17 protein-coding genes are annotated in these 15,238 nt (G+C 67.7%); 16 read left to right on the top strand and 1 reads right to left on the bottom strand.

All coding sequences use genetic code 11. The features are described 5' to 3' along the window. The first annotated feature begins 35 nt into the window (after positions 1 to 35). From RCF13_RS25935 to map, 11 genes are all read left to right on the top strand, one after another. Positions 36 to 872: an alpha/beta fold hydrolase gene (locus RCF13_RS25935; protein WP_134967856.1), complete on the top strand. Its 837-nt coding sequence runs from the start codon at positions 36 to 38 to the stop codon at positions 870 to 872. 1 nt (position 873) lies between these two features. Then, positions 874 to 1,233 carry an EamA family transporter gene (locus RCF13_RS25930; protein WP_021202495.1) on the top strand — a complete coding sequence of 120 codons (360 nt, stop codon included), beginning with the start codon at positions 874 to 876 and terminating at the stop codon, positions 1,231 to 1,233. Next, on the top strand, positions 1,230 to 1,628 hold the full coding sequence (locus RCF13_RS25925; protein WP_032954032.1) for a DMT family transporter: 399 nt from the start codon (positions 1,230 to 1,232) through the stop codon (positions 1,626 to 1,628). The genes RCF13_RS25930 and RCF13_RS25925 overlap by 4 nt, the downstream gene beginning before the upstream one ends. Positions 1,629 to 1,638: 10 nt before the next feature. Next, on the top strand, positions 1,639 to 2,841 hold the full coding sequence (locus RCF13_RS25920) for a DegT/DnrJ/EryC1/StrS family aminotransferase (protein WP_061479535.1): 1,203 nt from the start codon (positions 1,639 to 1,641) through the stop codon (positions 2,839 to 2,841). 174 nt (positions 2,842 to 3,015) lie between these two features. Then, the gene (locus RCF13_RS25915; protein WP_061479536.1) at positions 3,016 to 3,732 is read left to right on the top strand and encodes an MtnX-like HAD-IB family phosphatase; all 717 of its coding nucleotides are present in this window, start codon (positions 3,016 to 3,018) and stop codon (positions 3,730 to 3,732) included. 64 nt (positions 3,733 to 3,796) lie between these two features. Continuing rightward, the gene (locus RCF13_RS25910) at positions 3,797 to 5,197 is read left to right on the top strand and encodes an aminotransferase class III-fold pyridoxal phosphate-dependent enzyme (RefSeq protein WP_061479537.1); all 1,401 of its coding nucleotides are present in this window, start codon (positions 3,797 to 3,799) and stop codon (positions 5,195 to 5,197) included. Positions 5,198 to 5,225: 28 nt separating this feature from the next. Next, positions 5,226 to 6,290 (top strand): GNAT family N-acetyltransferase, encoded by a 1,065-nt coding sequence (locus tag RCF13_RS25905; RefSeq protein ID WP_134967855.1) that lies wholly within the window; start codon positions 5,226 to 5,228, stop codon positions 6,288 to 6,290. Positions 6,291 to 6,293: 3 nt separating this feature from the next. Beyond that, positions 6,294 to 7,178 carry a hypothetical protein gene (locus RCF13_RS25900; RefSeq protein ID WP_134967854.1) on the top strand — a complete coding sequence of 295 codons (885 nt, stop codon included), beginning with the start codon at positions 6,294 to 6,296 and terminating at the stop codon, positions 7,176 to 7,178. 190 nt (positions 7,179 to 7,368) lie between these two features. Then, positions 7,369 to 7,728: a VOC family protein gene (locus RCF13_RS25895; RefSeq protein WP_061479539.1), complete on the top strand. Its 360-nt coding sequence runs from the start codon at positions 7,369 to 7,371 to the stop codon at positions 7,726 to 7,728. A 68-nt stretch (positions 7,729 to 7,796) separates the two neighbouring features. Next, positions 7,797 to 8,009 (top strand): ParD-like family protein, encoded by a 213-nt coding sequence (locus RCF13_RS25890; RefSeq protein WP_006425741.1) that lies wholly within the window; start codon positions 7,797 to 7,799, stop codon positions 8,007 to 8,009. A 7-nt stretch (positions 8,010 to 8,016) separates the two neighbouring features. Further along, positions 8,017 to 8,799 (top strand): type I methionyl aminopeptidase, encoded by a 783-nt coding sequence (gene map / locus RCF13_RS25885; protein WP_134967866.1) that lies wholly within the window; start codon positions 8,017 to 8,019, stop codon positions 8,797 to 8,799. Here the strand turns inward: map and RCF13_RS25880 are convergent. Next, positions 8,796 to 9,410: a LysE/ArgO family amino acid transporter gene (locus tag RCF13_RS25880; protein WP_134967853.1), complete on the bottom strand. Its 615-nt coding sequence runs from the start codon at positions 9,408 to 9,410 to the stop codon at positions 8,796 to 8,798. The genes map and RCF13_RS25880 overlap by 4 nt on opposite strands. A gap of 106 nt (positions 9,411 to 9,516) precedes the next feature. On the opposite strand from RCF13_RS25880, the gene RCF13_RS25875 reads away from it, so the two are divergent. The 5 genes from RCF13_RS25875 (at position 9,517) to RCF13_RS25855 (ending at position 15,197) form a co-directional block, all read left to right on the top strand. After that, positions 9,517 to 10,410, top strand: coding sequence for a LysR family transcriptional regulator ArgP (locus RCF13_RS25875; protein WP_231352620.1), 894 nt, complete (start codon positions 9,517 to 9,519; stop codon positions 10,408 to 10,410). 78 nt (positions 10,411 to 10,488) lie between these two features. Continuing rightward, a complete protein-coding gene (locus RCF13_RS25870) occupies positions 10,489 to 11,895 on the top strand; it encodes a TolC family protein (RefSeq protein WP_235643116.1) in 1,407 nt (468 codons plus the stop codon). Continuing rightward, positions 11,888 to 12,901, top strand: a complete 1,014-nt coding sequence (locus RCF13_RS25865; RefSeq protein ID WP_072166865.1) for an efflux RND transporter periplasmic adaptor subunit — start codon at positions 11,888 to 11,890, stop codon at positions 12,899 to 12,901. Before RCF13_RS25870 ends, RCF13_RS25865 begins: the two co-directional genes overlap by 8 nt. Beyond that, complete coding sequence (locus RCF13_RS25860; protein ID WP_005415762.1) at positions 12,886 to 14,073, top strand: ABC transporter permease; 1,188 nt, start codon at positions 12,886 to 12,888, stop codon at positions 14,071 to 14,073. Before RCF13_RS25865 ends, RCF13_RS25860 begins: the two co-directional genes overlap by 16 nt. Next, positions 14,070 to 15,197, top strand: coding sequence for an ABC transporter permease (locus RCF13_RS25855; RefSeq protein WP_134967851.1), 1,128 nt, complete (start codon positions 14,070 to 14,072; stop codon positions 15,195 to 15,197). The genes RCF13_RS25860 and RCF13_RS25855 overlap by 4 nt, the downstream gene beginning before the upstream one ends. The last annotated feature ends 41 nt before the right edge of the window (positions 15,198 to 15,238 follow it).

The raw sequence follows: 15,238 nt of genomic DNA, 5'->3' as shown, positions 1-15,238 counted from the left end.
CCTGACCCTCCCCACTGCCGTCCCGGAGCCGCCAGGTGACCGACTCGCACGACTTCTTCCTCCCCGGTGGCCCGCAGGGCGTGCTGCTGGTCCACGGCCTGACCGGTACCCCGGCGGAAATGCGCATGCTGGGCAAAGGGCTGAACAACGCCGGCTTCACCGTACACGGCGTGCAGCTGCCCGGCCATTGCGGCACCGTGGATGACCTGCTGGCGACCACCTGGGAACAGTGGTACCAGGGCGTGGAAGATGCGGCGGCAAGCCTGCGCGGCAAGGTCGACCAGCTGTTCGTCGGTGGCCTGTCGATGGGCGCGGTGCTGTCCCTGGCACTTGCTGCTCGACGACCGGACTGGGTGTCCGGCGTCGGCGTGTATGGCGCCACGTTCCGCTACGACGGCTGGAACATACCCGCCGTCGCCCGCCTCTCGTTCCTGCTACCGTGGTTCAAGCGCTTCAACATCGGCCGCGACCGCATGTTCATGGAAGAACCGCCGTACGGCCTGCGCGACGAGCGCCTGCGTGCGCAGGTCAGCGCCGCCATGTTGTCCGGCGACAGCGCGGCGGCAGGCCTTCCGGGCAATCCCTGGCATGCGCTGGCTGAGATGCGTGCGCTGAGCAACTGGACCCGCCGCCACCTGCACCAGGTCACCGCCCCGTGCCTGGTGATGCACGCCCGCGAAGACGACGTGGCCAGCATGGGCAATGCCGAACTGGTGATGTCGCGGGTCAGTGGCCCGAAGGAACTGGTGGTGCTGGAGGACAGCTACCACATGATCACGATCGACCGCGAACGCCGCGAGGTGATCCGCCGCAGCGCGCGCTTCTTCACCGGGATCGGTGAACACAGCGGCGTCCTCAAGGCGGTGGCCTGAGATGGGGGCACTTGCCACGCTGCTGTGGCTGGCCAATGTCGTGCTCGATACCGGTGGCCAGCTCGCCTTCAAGGCCGCCGCCAGCGACCCGCAGGAGGGCGAGGGACTGCAGCGCTGGAAGCACATGCTCAGCCGCCCCTGGCTGTGGATCGGCATCGCCTGTTACGTGCTTGAATTCGTCGCCTGGATCGCGTTCCTGTCACTGGTTCCGCTGTCCAAGGGCGTGCTGCTGGGCTCGATCAACATCGTGGCGCTGATGATCGCCGGCCGCATCCTGTTCCGCGAGAAGCTCACGCCATTGCGGGTGACCGGGATGCTGCTGGTCACAGCAGGCGTGGCGGTGGTGGGGGCCGGCTCATGAGGCGCCTGTATGTGATCGGCTTCCCCCTGCTGATGGCCTTCGACACCCTGGCCCAGCTGTGCTTCAAGTACGCCGGCGATGCTGCGCTGCCGGTCGAGGCCAACACCACCTGGCTGCTGCGCGTGCTGTCGCAACCATGGGTGTACGGCGCCATCCTGGGCTACGTGGGTGCGTTCTTCACCTGGATGAGCCTGCTGCGGCATGCGCCGATCGGCCCGGCATTCGCGGCCTCGCACCTGGAAGTGATCAGTGTGCTGCTGCTGTCGGCCTGGCTGCTGAAAGAGCCGCTCACCCTGCACCACCTGGTCGGTGCGGTGCTGATCGTGGCCGGCATCGTCTGCCTCGGCCGCGCGGAAGCGGACGACCCGCACAGCCCCGCCGAAAGCACCTCGTGAGCGGGCTGCGATGAGCCTGTTCGCGCGCGAACTGCCACCGACCGCCGGCCTGCCGATGCAGGCCAGCGACTTCCTTCCCGGTGGTGGTGACCTGCGCGGGATCCTGGCCAACCAGCTGGGCACGCCGCCGCTGCAGCTGACCTGTTCCGGCACGCACGCGCTGCTGATCGCCCTGCGCACCCTGCGCAAGCGCGCGCCCAGGCGCGACACGGTGATCATGCCGGCCTACACCTGTCCGCTGGTGCCGATCGCGGTGCACAGCCTCGGCCTGCGCGTGCAGCTGTGCGATACCCGGCGCGGCCACTTCGACTTCGATCCCGGCCAGCTCAAGCGGTTGGCCGATGCGCGTACGTTGGCCATCCTGCCGACCCACCTCGGCGGTCGCATCGCCGATGTCGAACGGGCCTGCGACATCGCGCGCGGCGCCGGCGCCTGGGTCATCGAAGATGCCGCACAGGCGCTGGGCGCACGGGTGGGCAACAGCAGTGTCGGCCTGCGTGGCGACATCGGATTCTTCAGCCTGGCCGCCGGCAAGGGGTTGAGCCTGCACGAAGGCGGCCTGCTGGTCAGCCGCGATGACGAACTGCGCGCCGAACTGGCCGAGCATGCCGCCGAACACGTGCGCTTCAACCTGCGCTGGGAGCTGCTTCGCAGTGTGCAGCTGCTTGGCCTTGCCGCCTGTTATCGCCCCTCGCTGCTGTCGCTGGTGTACGGCAATCCGCTGCGCAACGCACTGCAGCGTGGCGATCTGGAAGACGCGGTCGGTGATGTTTTCCCGCTGGACATACCGCAGCACCGGGTCAGCCGATGGCGGCAGAACATCGGTGCCCATGCCGCGCGGCGATTGCCGGCGTTCCTGCAGGCCGGGCGCCTGCGCGCACTGCAGTTGCGCGTGCAGCTGGCACAACTGCCGGCGGTGGAGGTGGTCGATGGCCTGGCCGGTAGCGGCGGCACCTGGCCGATGCTGATGCTGCTGCTGCCCAGCCAGCGCGCGCGTGACGCCGCACTGGACACACTGTGGCCGCGCGGCCTCGGCGCCAGCCGTATGTTCATCCGTGCCCTGCCCGACTACGCCTACCTGCGTGGCATCGTGCCGCAGGAGGACGTGCCCAATGCACGTGACTTCGCCGCACGCATGCTCACCCTTGGCAACAGCGCCTGGCAGACCCGTGAGGAGACGGCCGAAATACTGCAGGTCCTGGCCCGTGCCTGACCCGCACGTGCATGCATGGCCTGCGCGCCGCGCATTCATCCATGCATCTTCCTGAACGCTTTCCCAGCCCGTAAAAAAAGCCTTTCAACAGGAAAGGAACGAGAAAGGCGGCCTGCCTACATTGAGCCTGCCCCGGCATCGTGCCGGACGCTTCTTTCATCGACGGACCTGCCCATGCGCTGGAGCATCCTGTGTGACTTCGACGGCACCATCAGCCTCGAAGATGTCATCGACTCGCTGCTGGAAAAGTACGGCCAGCCGGGCTGGCAGGAACTGGAAGACCAGTGGAAGGCGGGAAAGATCGGCTCGCGTGAATGCATGCAGGGCCAGGTGCGGCTGCTGAAGCTGGACCCGGCCACGCTCGATGCCCATCTGGACCAGGTGCAGATCGATCCGGGCTTCGCCGCCTTTGTCAGCCGTGCCGGACAGCTGGGCGTTCCGCTGCGCATCGTCAGTGACGGCCTGGACTATGCGATCCATCGCATTCTCGCCAACCACGGCCTGGCGCAGCTGCCGGTGGTGGCCAACCACCTGCGCTGGTGCGATGACCACTGGGAACTGGAATCGCCCTACCAGGCCGAAGGCTGCCGCAGTGGCACCTGCAAATGCACCTGCGCCGCGCAGGCGCGCGCCAACGAAGCACCGCGCGTGCTGATGATCGGCGACGGCAGTTCGGATTTCTGTGTATCCGAAGATGCCGACTTCGTGTTCGCCAAGCGCCGCCTGATCACCCATTGCACCCATGCCGGCATCGAGCATGCCGCCATCGACACCTTCCACGACGCAATCGCACTGCTGCCGCGCTTGCTCGATGGCAGCCTGCTGCAGCCACGTCGTCTCGACGCCAGCCCGCAGCCCGCCGCACTGCCCCTGCTGCTGGCCACCGCCTGAGCACTCCCTTCCAGGCGCGCTCCCCTGTTACCCCTTTCGAACGTCCTTCACGGAACCGAACTGCATGAACATTTTTGACAAGAACGCCGCCGCCGCTGCCTCCGATGCGCAGCTGCTGGCCGACGAAGCCCGCTACAGCTCCTTCGGCGATACCGTCCACTACGTCGATCCGCCTAAGATCTTCCAGCGCGGCGAAGGCAGCTACATGTTCGACGGCGCAGGCGTGCCCTACCTCGACCTGCAGATGTGGTACTCGGCGTGCAACTTCGGCTACAGCAACAAGCGCCTGAACGATGCACTGAAGGACCAGATCGACACCCTGCCGCAGGTCGCCAGCCAGTACCTGCACCCGACCCGCGTGCAGCTGGCCAAGACCATTGCCGTGGACATGCACGAGAAGTTCGGCCTCGACGGCCGCGTGCACTTCAACGTTGGCGGTGCGCAGGCCATTGAAGACTCGCTGAAGATCGTGCGCAACGCGCGCGGCGGCAAGAGCCTGATGTTCGCCTTCGAGGGCGGCTACCACGGCCGCACCCTGGGTGCGTCGTCGATCACCTCCAGCTACCGCTACCGCCGCCGCTACGGCCACTTCGGCGAGCGCGCGATGTTCATCCCGTTCCCGTACCCTTTCCGTCGCCCGAAGGGCATGACCCCGGACGAGTACTCCGACCACTGCGTGTGGCAGTTCGAGCGGCTGTTCGAAAGCGAGTACAACGGCGTGTGGGATCCCAAGGTCGGCCAGGCCGAGTACGCCGCGTTCTACGTCGAGCCGATCCAGGGCACCGGTGGCTACGTCATCCCGCCCCGCAACTTCTTCACCGGCCTCAAGCGCGTGCTGGACAAGTACGGCATCCTGATGGTTGTCGATGAAATCCAGATGGGCTTCTGGCGCACCGGCAAGCTGTGGTCGATCGAGCACTTCGGCGTGACCCCGGACGTGCTGGTGTTCGGCAAGGCGCTGACCAACGGCCTGAACCCGCTGTCGGGCCTGTGGGCGCGCGAAGAGCTGATCAACCCGACCGTGTTCCCGCCGGGCTCCACCCACTCCACCTTCAACTCCAACCCGCTGGGCACCCGCCTGGGCCTGGAAGTGCTGAAGCTGGGCAAGGAAATGGATTACGAGCGCACCGTGCCGGAAAAGGGCGCGTACTTCCTCGACGGCCTGCGCGGCCTGCAGAAGCGCCACCCGGAAATCGGCGACGTCGACGGCCTGGGCCTGGCGCTGCGTGCGGAAATCTGCCAGGCCGACGGCTACACCCCGAACAAGGAGCTGCTGGACCGCATGGTCGACATCGGCCTGGCCGGTGACCTGCTGCACGACGGCAAACGCATGGGCCTCGTGCTCGACGTGGGTGGCTGGTACAAGAACGTGATCACCTTCGCGCCGTCGCTGGACATCAGCTACGAAGAGATCGACCTGGCGATCACCCTGCTCGACCAGGCGCTGACCAAGGCCAAGGGCTGAGGTCGATGCACTGCCGGTTCCCGTGCCGATGGAAATGACGTCACGCGCATCCAGCACCGCGCTGGAACCGGCCGCGCTACTGGAGGGCTTCCTGGCCCACCCGCCGCTCGGATTCGAGGCGGGCCGCCTTCCCAGCGGCCTGCCGACCTTCCGTGCCCCGTTGGACCTGACCACCACGATGGACGACGAACTGCGCGGCAGGCTGCTCGGCCTGCCGCTGTCGCGCCTGTGGCGGCCTTGGATCACCTGGAAGACGCGCTTCGTCGGTGCCACCAGCACCGAGTACACCCCGTTGCCGGCGCACGTGGCGCCGGAGGCGCTGGCCGAGGACGTGACACGTCACGCGATCGGCGATACCCGGCTGCTGGTGGTGAAGGACCTGGCGATCGATTCACCGCTGCTGGACGACGCCGCCAACGCACACAGCGGCGCCTTCCTGCAGGCGCTGCTGGCACGCGGCTTCGTCGAACTGGAAGGCATGCCGCTGGCCTGGGTGGCGATCGATTTCGATTCGCTCGAGGACTATCTCGGCCGCCTGTCATCCTCGCGCCGCAAGAACATCCGTCGCAAGCTGCGTTCGCGCGATGACCTGCAGATCGACTGCATCGCCACCGGCAACCCGGCCCTGGCCGACCCGCACCTGCAGGCCGAACTGTACGCGCTGTACCTGGGCGTATACGCGCAGAGCGCGGTGCATTTCGACCAGCTCGACCTGCCCTATTTCCAGTACCTGCTGGCCGACAGCCAGGGCCAGGGACGGATGTTCCTGTACCGCCACCAGGGCCGGCTGATCGGCTGGAACCTGTGCTACGTGCATGCCGGCAAGCTGGTGGACAAGTACATCGGCCTGGCCTATCCGCAGTCGCGCGAGCACAACCTGTACGCAGTCAGCTGGATGCACAACCTCGAGTACGCGCAGCAGCACGGCCTGAGCCACTACGTGGCCGGCTGGACCGACTCGCGGATCAAGGCCGAACTGGGTGCGCGCTTCACCTCCACCCGGCATGCGATCCATGCTGGTTCCCCGTTGCTGCGCGCTGCGCTGCGCAGGCTGGCACCCTATCTGCAGGGCGAACCTGATGGAGGCGGTTGAATGATGCCGTTGCGTTCCCCGCTGATCCTGGACCTGGACGGTGGCGTGCTGCCGCTGCCACAGGCGCAGACCCTGGCCCTGCCGCAGTGGCATGACCCGCTGCGCTTTGCCTGCAGCAATGCCACCCTCGACCGTTTCGCCGCTGACGTGCTGGCACCGCTGCCGGCCCAGCTCGGAACCGTCATGCTCGGCAGTGGCGACTTCCACCACCTGAGCCTGCCACTGCTGCGCCGCATGCATGGGCAGGCCCCGTTCCAGCTGGTGGTGCTGGACAACCATCCGGACAACATGCGGTTCCCGCTCGGCATGCACTGCGGCTCGTGGGTGAACGCCGCCAGCAAGCTGCCGCAGATCTCGCACATCCATGTGCTCGGCATCACTTCCAGCGACATCGGCCCCGGTCATGCCTGGGAGAACCACTGGCGACCGCTGATGGGTGGACGCCTGACGTACTGGTGCATGGACGTGGACGTGGGCTGGGGCCACCGCCTCGGCATGGGCCGTGCGTTCCGACGCTTCGAGCACCCGGAGGCACTGGTCGCCGCGTTCGCCGCCGAGCAGGCCGCATCCCCACAGCCGACCTACCTGTCGATCGACAAGGATGTATTCGCCGAGGACGTTGCGCGCAGCAACTGGGACCAGGGCCGCTTCCAGCTGGAACACGCACTGGTGGTGATCGAAGCACTGCGCGCCGGTGGCCTGGTCGGCAGTGACATCACCGGCGAAGTCTCGCTGGCGAACTACCAGAGCCGCTTCAAGCGCTGGTTGTCGTCGCTGGATGGCCAGCCGGACATCAGCGCCGATGAACTTCCCGTCTGGCAGGCACGGCACCAACAGGTGAACCGCGAACTGCTGGCGGCGATGGCCGCCGTGCCGACGGCCTGCTGACCGCGTCGGTAGGGCCGGCCGCTGGCCGGCAATGCCAACCAAGGTTGGCATCTACCAGCGCCGGGTAGAGCCGAGCCCACGCCCGGCTGGCGCCTTCTGTAGAGTCGAGCCATGCTCGCCTGAGGGGACCGCGAACAGCAGCCGAGCATGGCTCGGCTCTACACTGGGTTCCCACCTCGGAGCCGCCGCCATGCCCCAGACCGTCATCCCGCAACTGCGCATGCGCCATGCCGATACCACCCTGCCGTTCTACGTGCAGGGGCTGGGTTTCGTGGTCGACTGGGAACACCGCTTCGAAGCCGGTTTGCCGTTGTTCGCCCAGCTCACCCGCGATGGCCAGACGATCTTCCTCACCGAGCACAGCGGTGACTGCGAGGTCGGCAGCGCGGTGTACTTCATCGTCGACGACGTCGACAGCGTGTACCGCGCCTTCAGCGCCGCCAGCGTGCCGATCGAGCAGCCACCGCATGACACCGACTGGGGCAGCCGCGAAATGCTGCTGCGCGACCCCGACGGCAACCGCCTGCGCTTTGCCACCCACCTGGACTGAACAACGCGGGCTTGAGGCAAATATACGAAACATATACGATTCGTATATTCCCTGCTCCAGGACCGCCAATGGGCATCGTCAACATCGATGACACCCTGCACGACCAGCTGCGCCGTGCCTGCACCGTCTCCAGCCGCTCGATCAACGCCCAGGCCAACTTCTGGATCCGGGTCGGCATGCTGTGCGAAATGAACCCCACGCTGAGCTTCCAGGACATCGTCGCCAGCGAACTGCGCGCCGCCGGCGTGCAGCCACAGGCGCTGGCACCCGGACGGGCCTGACGTGGCGGTGATCAAGCAGCCGCACGAAATCGCGCTGATGGCCGAATCCGGGCGCCTGCTGGCGCAGGTGTTCGCCGCGCTCGACCGGCTGCCGCTGCAGGGCCGCAGCACGATGGAGATCAACGAGTTCGTCGAACGCATGATCGTCGATGAACTGCAGGCGCGGCCGGCCAGCAAGGGCCAGTACGGCTTCCCGTATGTGCTCAACACCTCGATCGACAACGTGGTCTGCCACGGCGTTCCCAGCACCACCGACGTGCTGCGCAATGGCCAGATCGTCAACCTCGACATCACCCTGGAGAAGAACGGCTACATCGCCGACTCCAGCACCACCTACCTGGTCGGTGAGGTCGACTACGCCGCGCGCAGGCTGGTGCAGACCGCCTACCAGGCGATGTGGAAAGGCATCGCTGCGGTGCGCCCCGGCGCGCGCCTGGGCGATATCGGCCACGCCATCGCCCGCCACGCGCGCAGCCACGGCTACAGCGTGGTGAAGGAATACTGCGGCCATGGCATCGGCCAGGAAATGCACGAAGAACCGCAGATCCTGCACTACGGCCATCCCAACACCGGCAGGGTGCTGGAAGAAGGCATGGTGTTCACCATCGAGCCGATGCTCAACCAGGGCAAGCCGGCCATCCGCCAGCAGCCGGACGAATGGCCGGTGTACACCCGCGACGGCAAGCTGTCGGCGCAGTTCGAGCACACGGTGGCGGTCACCCGCAACGGTGTACGCGTACTGACCCTGCGCCCCGGCGAAGCGCCACTGTGCGTGGTGGACGCGGCCTAGAGCGGACGCAACAGCAGTAGCGTGGCCAGGCAGAGCATGAACATCGCCACGCCTGCATCCAGCACCCGCCAGGCACTCGGCCTGCGGAACACCGGCTGCAACAGGCGCGCCCCATAGCCGAGCGAGCAGAACCAGGCCACGCTGGCCACGCAGGCCCCGGCGGCGAAGGCCCAGCGCAGATCGCCCGGGTAGCGCGTGGACAGGCTGCCCAGCAGCACCACCGTATCCAGATAGACGTGCGGGTTGAGCAGGGTGAACGCCAGGCAGGTCAGCAGCACCTTCCGTCCGCTGCCCCCCTGCGCCTCGGCGGCGGCCAATACGCTACCACCGCGCCACGCGCGCAGGCCGGCCCGCAGGCCATACCAGAGCAGGAACGCCGCGCCACCGAAGCGCAGCCCCTGCAGCAGCAGCGGCCACTGCAGCACCAGCGCGCCCATGCCACCGACGCCGGCCAGGATCAACGCGGTGTCCGCGCCGGCGCAGGCCAGCACCACCCTGCCCACATGCCGCTGCTGCAGGCCCTGGCGCAGCACGAAGGCATTCTGTGCGCCGATGGCGATGATCAGGCCGGCACCTGCGAACAGGCCGGCGGCGGTAGCGGCGATCCACATCAGGACAGGCCAGGCAGCGAGGGGACGCGCAGGGTGCGGCCACCGCCCCTGTTTAGACAATCTGATTTTTCTTTATCCTGTGCAGGAAAACTGAAGGGGCACCGGCATGGATCTGGTACATCCACAATTGGCCGCATTCGCTGCGGTGCTGGAAGAAGGCAGCTTCGAGGCCGCGGCACGCCGCCTGTCGATCAGCCCATCAGCACTGTCGCAACGGATCAAGGCGCTGGAAGACAGGCTCGGGCAGGTCCTGGTGGTGCGCCAGGCACCCTGCCGACCGACTGCCGCGGGGGAAGCGCTGCTGCGCCGGGTACGCCCGATGCAGGCGCTGGAAGCCGAGGCGCTGGCCGAGCTGCTACCCGAGCGTGGCAACGACGCTGCGCGTACGCCCATCCCCCTGGCGGTCAACGACGACTCGCTTGATACCTGGTTCGTGCCCGCCGTCGCCGACCTGCACCAGCGCCATGGCTACCTGTTCGACCTGCGCATGGACGACCAGGACCACACCCTGCAGTTGCTGCGCGATGGCAGCGTGCTCGGCGCAGTGACCGCCGAAAGCCAGCCGGTGAAGGGCTGCAACGTGTACCCGCTCGGCGCCATGCGTTACCACGCGATCGCTTCGCTCGGCTTCGCCCGCCAGTACTTCAACGATGGCATGCAGGCCGCGGCCCTGGCGCGCGCACCGATGCTGGTGTTCAACCGCAAGGATGAACTGCAATGGCGCTTCGTGCGGCGCCTGACCCGCGCGCGACTGCAGCCGCCGCTACACTACCTGCCCTCTTCCACCGGTTTCGTCGAAGCCGCCGCGTGTGGACTCGGTTGGGGCATGGCCCCGGAAACCCTGGTCGCGCCCGCCGTGCGCGCCGGCCGCGTGGTGGTACTGGAACCCCGCCGCTGGCTGGATGTGCCGCTGTACTGGCAACATGCCGCCGTGCGCTCAAGCACGCTGCAGCACATCACCCAGGCGCTGCGCACTGCAGCCAGCGGCACCCTTCGTTGAGGACAATCCGATGACCGCAGACTCGGGCTTCACGCCGCGCGCACTACCGTTTGCGCACTTCTTTACCACTGGGACGGCATGGGCGTGATCGGCCGACGTACAAGGATGCACCGCGCGAAGGCCGCGCTGGCGCTGGTGCTGGCGACCTGCCTGCCAACCGCTGCGTCCGCGCAGAACAGCAACGAAGCCCCCGCATTGGACTGGGAACAGGCACGCCAACGCCTGGAGCAGGTCTCCGATGCGCTGGCGGCCGCTGATGCAGCGGTACGCAACAAGCAGGACCTGCAGGACGCCACGCGCCTGCTGCGCCTGCCGGAGATCACCGGCGAAGTGCGCCGCCTGCAGTTCCAGAAGACCCTGACCCTGCCACTGGGTTCGCTGGCGCCCGTGGCTGAAGCCTTCGGTATCGATTCGCCGCTGTCGTTCACCGAGCGCGACTGGCGTACACGCCCGGTAGTGACCGCGGTGCTGCCGCTGTACACCGGCGGCGTGATCCCGGCCGCGCAACGTGCGGCCAGCGCCGCCCATGAGCAGGCCAACGCCGAGCGCGAGGCGCAGCGCCAATCATTGACCGTGCAGCTGGCCCAGGCCTACTTCGGCCAGCGCCTGGCCGAGCAGGCGGTGGACGTGCGCCGCGACGTGCGCGACGGCCTCAACCGCCACCTGTCCGATGCAGAAAAGCTGGAACGCGAGGGCTTTGCCACCCGCGCCCAGCGCCTGCAGGCCACCGTGGCCCGCGACAAGGCCGAGCGCGAATACCAGAAGACGGTGAACGATCTGGCTACGCTGAAGGCCGCGCTGGCCACGCTGCTGCGCAGTGGTGGCGAGGTGCAACCGGTGTCGCCGCTGTTCGTGCAGCGCGTGCCGCTGGAACCGGTGGCCAGCTTCGAGCGCACGGCGCAGGCGCGCCAGCCGCAGATCGCGCGCTTGCGGGCGATGGTGGCGCAGGCCGAACAGGGCGTGCGCGTGCAGCAGGCCAAGCTGAAGCCGCAGATCTTCGCCTTCGGCCAGTACGACTTCCGTCGCCGCGACGAGATGCTGACCGACCCGGACTGGGCGTTCGGCATCGGCCTGAAGTACACCTTCCTGTCGCCGAACTCGCGGCCGGCGCAGATCAGCGCCGCGCGTGCGCAGCAGGAGCAGGCCGAAGCAGGCCTGCGCGAGGCCGAGAACCAGGTCGCACTGGGCGTGCGCAAGGCCTGGAACGAACTGGAAACCGCGCGCCAGCAGTTCGTGCTGCTCGACAGCAGCATCGCCCAGGCGCAGGAAAACCTGCGCCTGCAGGAGCTGGCGTTCCGCGAAGGCCAGGCGACTTCGCTGGATGTGATCGACGCGCGGCTCGGCCTGGGTGGCGCCCGCGTCGAGCGCGCACAGGCCGCCTACCAATACGATATTGCGCTGGCACAGTTGCTGGAGGTCAGTGGACAGATGGACCGTTTCGAAGAGTTCCGGCGGCGTGCGGACGAGGTGATCGACCATGAGTGATGTGCTGCACGACGATGCGACGACGCCCCCGGGCAAGCGGCGGCTGGGACCGATCCTGCTGGTGGTCCTGCTGGTCGCGGTGGTGCTGGGCCTGTGGCTGGCCTGGCGCAGCCCGGCCGACCAGATCCAGGGCATGGCCGATGCGGACACCATCAACGTGGCTGCCAAGATCACCGCGCGCGTGGCCGAACTGAAGGTACGCGAGGGCGACCGCGTGCAGCCCGGGCAGGTGCTGTTCCTGCTCGACAGCCCCGAAGTGGCTGCCAAGGAACAGCAGGCGCACGGCGCATTGGCGGCTGCGCAGGCGGTGGCCGACAAGGCCGACGAAGGCGCGCGCAGCGAAGACATCCGCGCCGCCGAAGCGAACTGGAAGCGGGCCGAAGCCGGCGCGACACTGGCCGAAGCCACCTACCGGCGCGTGCAGAACCTGTTCAACGAAGGGGTGATGACCCGGCAGAAGCGCGATGAAGCGCATGCCCAGGCCACCAGTTCGCGCGAACTGGCCCGCGCCGCCCGCGCGCAGTACGACATGGCACTGGCCGGCGCACGCGAGCAGGACAAGCGTGCCGCGCAGGGCCAGGTGCAGCAGGCGCAGGGCGCGGTGGCCGAGGTCAACGCCGCGCGAGCCGAAGTGGAAGGACGCGCGCCGGTGGCGGGCGAGATCAACAAGCGCATGGCCGATCCGGGCGAGCTGGTGCCGGCCGGCTATCCGGTGTTCACCCTGGTCGACATCGACCGCATGTGGGTGGCGATGAACCTGCGCGAATCGCAGATGCAGGGCCTGAAGGTCGGCAGCAAACTGCAGGGAAGCGTGCCGGCGCTGGGCCTGGATGGCGAGTTCGAGGTCTACTTCATCAATCCGGCCGGCGACTACGCAACCTGGCGTACCACCCGCCAGTCGTCCGGCTATGACGTCCGCAGCTTCGAGGTGCGGGTGCGCCCGGTACGCCGCATCGAGGGCTTCCGCCCCGGCATGAGCGTGCTGTTCGCATGGCCCCAGCACTGAGCCCGGACCGCAACGGCTTCGCCGCTTCGTGGCGGCGCGAGCTGCAGTCGCTGCGCGGCAACCGTGCCGACCTGCTGCTGGTCACCTTGCTGCCACTGCTGATGCTGGTCGTGATGGCATGGATGTTCACGCCGTCGGTGATGCGCGATATCCCGATTGCTGTGGTCGACCTTGACCACAGCAGTGACAGCCGCCTGCTGCTGCGCATGCTCGACGCCAGTCCCGGCGTACGCGTCGCCAGCCAGCCAGCGGACCTGGAGGAGGCACGATCGCAGCTGCGCAGCCTGGACGTGTTCGCCATCGTGCTGGTGCCGCGCGATGTCACCCGGCAGGCGCTGCGTGGGCGCCAGGGCACGGTGTTCGCCTATTACAACGCCACCTACATGACCACCGGCCAGTCGGCGTCGCGCGACATCGGCGACGCGGTTTCCGCATGGAACGCACGCCTGCTGCGCGAGCGCATCGGCCTGCAGGTCGGCCCGGGCAAGCTGCGCGCGGCGCCGATCGCGGTGCAGTCGGACATCCTCTACAACCCGGCGCGCAGCTACGAACTGTTCCTGCTGCCACTGATCTTCCCGGCGGTGCTGTCACTGGTACTGGCACTTGCGGTGGCCGGCAGCCTCGGCCGCGAGATCCGCGATGGCACCCTGCCCGCCTGGCTGGCTCGCACGCCGTGGTCGGCGATTGCCGGCAAGGTCGCGCCGTACCTCCTGCTGTTCTCGCTGTATGGCGCGCTCGGCATCGGCTACCTGGCGTGGCTGCGCGGCGATGGTGTGGCCGGCAGCGTGCTTCTGCTGCTGCTCGCGCAGCCGTTGTTCTACCTGGCCACGGCCGCCTACGCGCTGTTCTTCGTCGGCGTCACCCGCGACATGGGCACCGCGTTGTCTGCGGTCGGTCTGAGCATCGGCACCGCACTGGCGTTCTCCAGCGCTACTTTCCCGGTGCTGGACGGGCCGTTGTTTACCCGCGTCTGGCACCAGCTGCTGCCATTGAGCGCCTACATCAAGCTGCAGACCCAGCAGCAGTTCATCGGCGCGCCGCTGCAGGTTTCGGCATGGCCGCTGGCTACGCTGCTGTTGATGACGGTGGTGGCCGGTGGCATCGGCGGCCTGCGCCTGATCGCCTTTGCACGCACGCCTGCCGCCGCACAATCCGCAGGGGCTGACGCATGAGCATGCTCTGGCGCAGCCTGCGGCAGACCCTGATGGCGGTGCTGTGCGACCGCTACGCGATCGTGGTGATGGTCGGTGCGGTGATCCTGTATTCGTTCTTCTATCCAGCCGCCTACCGGCACCAGGTGGCCGGCAACCTGCCGGTGCTGGTGGTGGACGAAGACCATAGCGCGACCAGCCGCGAGCTGCTGCGCAAGCTCGACGCACTGCGCGTTGCGCGCGTGGTCGGGCAACCGGCGGACGTCGACAGCGCACGCGAGCAGCTCGAAGCCGGCCACGCCGAAGGCATCGTCGTGATCCCGGCCAACCTGGAGCGCGACATCCTGCGCGGCCATCCGGCCAAGCTGGTATTGCTTGGCAACGGTGCCTACCTGGGCCGCGCCAGCTGGGTGCTGGGCAGCGTAGCTGATGCGCTGGGTGCGTTCGGGCGTGATGCGGTGGTCGGCCAGGCCGCCTTCATGGGTGCGCCGCAGGCACCGCCGGTCACCCTGGTGCAGCGCCCGCTGTACAACACGCAGGAAGGCTATGGCAGCGCCATCGTGCCCGGCGTGGCCGAGCTGATCGTGCACCAGACGCTGTTGATGGGCATCGGCGTTCTGCTCGGCGGCCGCCGCCTCGCACTGGGCCGGCGCCTGCGCTTCGACCTGCCGACGCTGGCCGGCATGGCGTTGGGCTTCGGCCTGATCGGCCTGTTCGGCCTGTTCTGGTACGCCGGTTTCACCGCCTGGGTGCAGGACTATCCGCGCGGCGGCAACCCGATGGGCCAGCTGCTGGGCGGCACCTTGTTCATCGCCACCACCGTGGCCTTCGGCCTGTTCGTCGGCAGCTTCTTCCGCACCCGCGAGCGCGCCTTCCAGTACATCATCGCCACCTCCATCCCGCTGTTTTTCCTGGCCAACCTGTCGTGGCCGGCGGTGATGACGCCGCAACCGCTGGTCTGGCTGGCACAGCTGCTGCCGACCACCTCGGGCATCAATCTGATGGTGCGCCTGAACCAGATGGACGCCCGCCTGGCCGACGTCAGACACGAACTGATCACCCTCACCGTCCTGCTGCTGCTCTATGGCAGCCTCGCCACCTGGCGCCTCCTCGCCAAAAAGGGGACGGAGGGAATTAAGTCGTAAGCGGCCTGTTCAAGCGGCGCGGCATGGCCGCTTTGATCCAA

Source organism: Stenotrophomonas maltophilia group sp. RNC7, from assembly GCF_030910085.1.
Taxonomy (GTDB): Bacteria; Pseudomonadota; Gammaproteobacteria; order Xanthomonadales; family Xanthomonadaceae; genus Stenotrophomonas; species Stenotrophomonas sepilia.
This window is presented reverse-complemented; position numbering and strand designations above follow the sequence as displayed.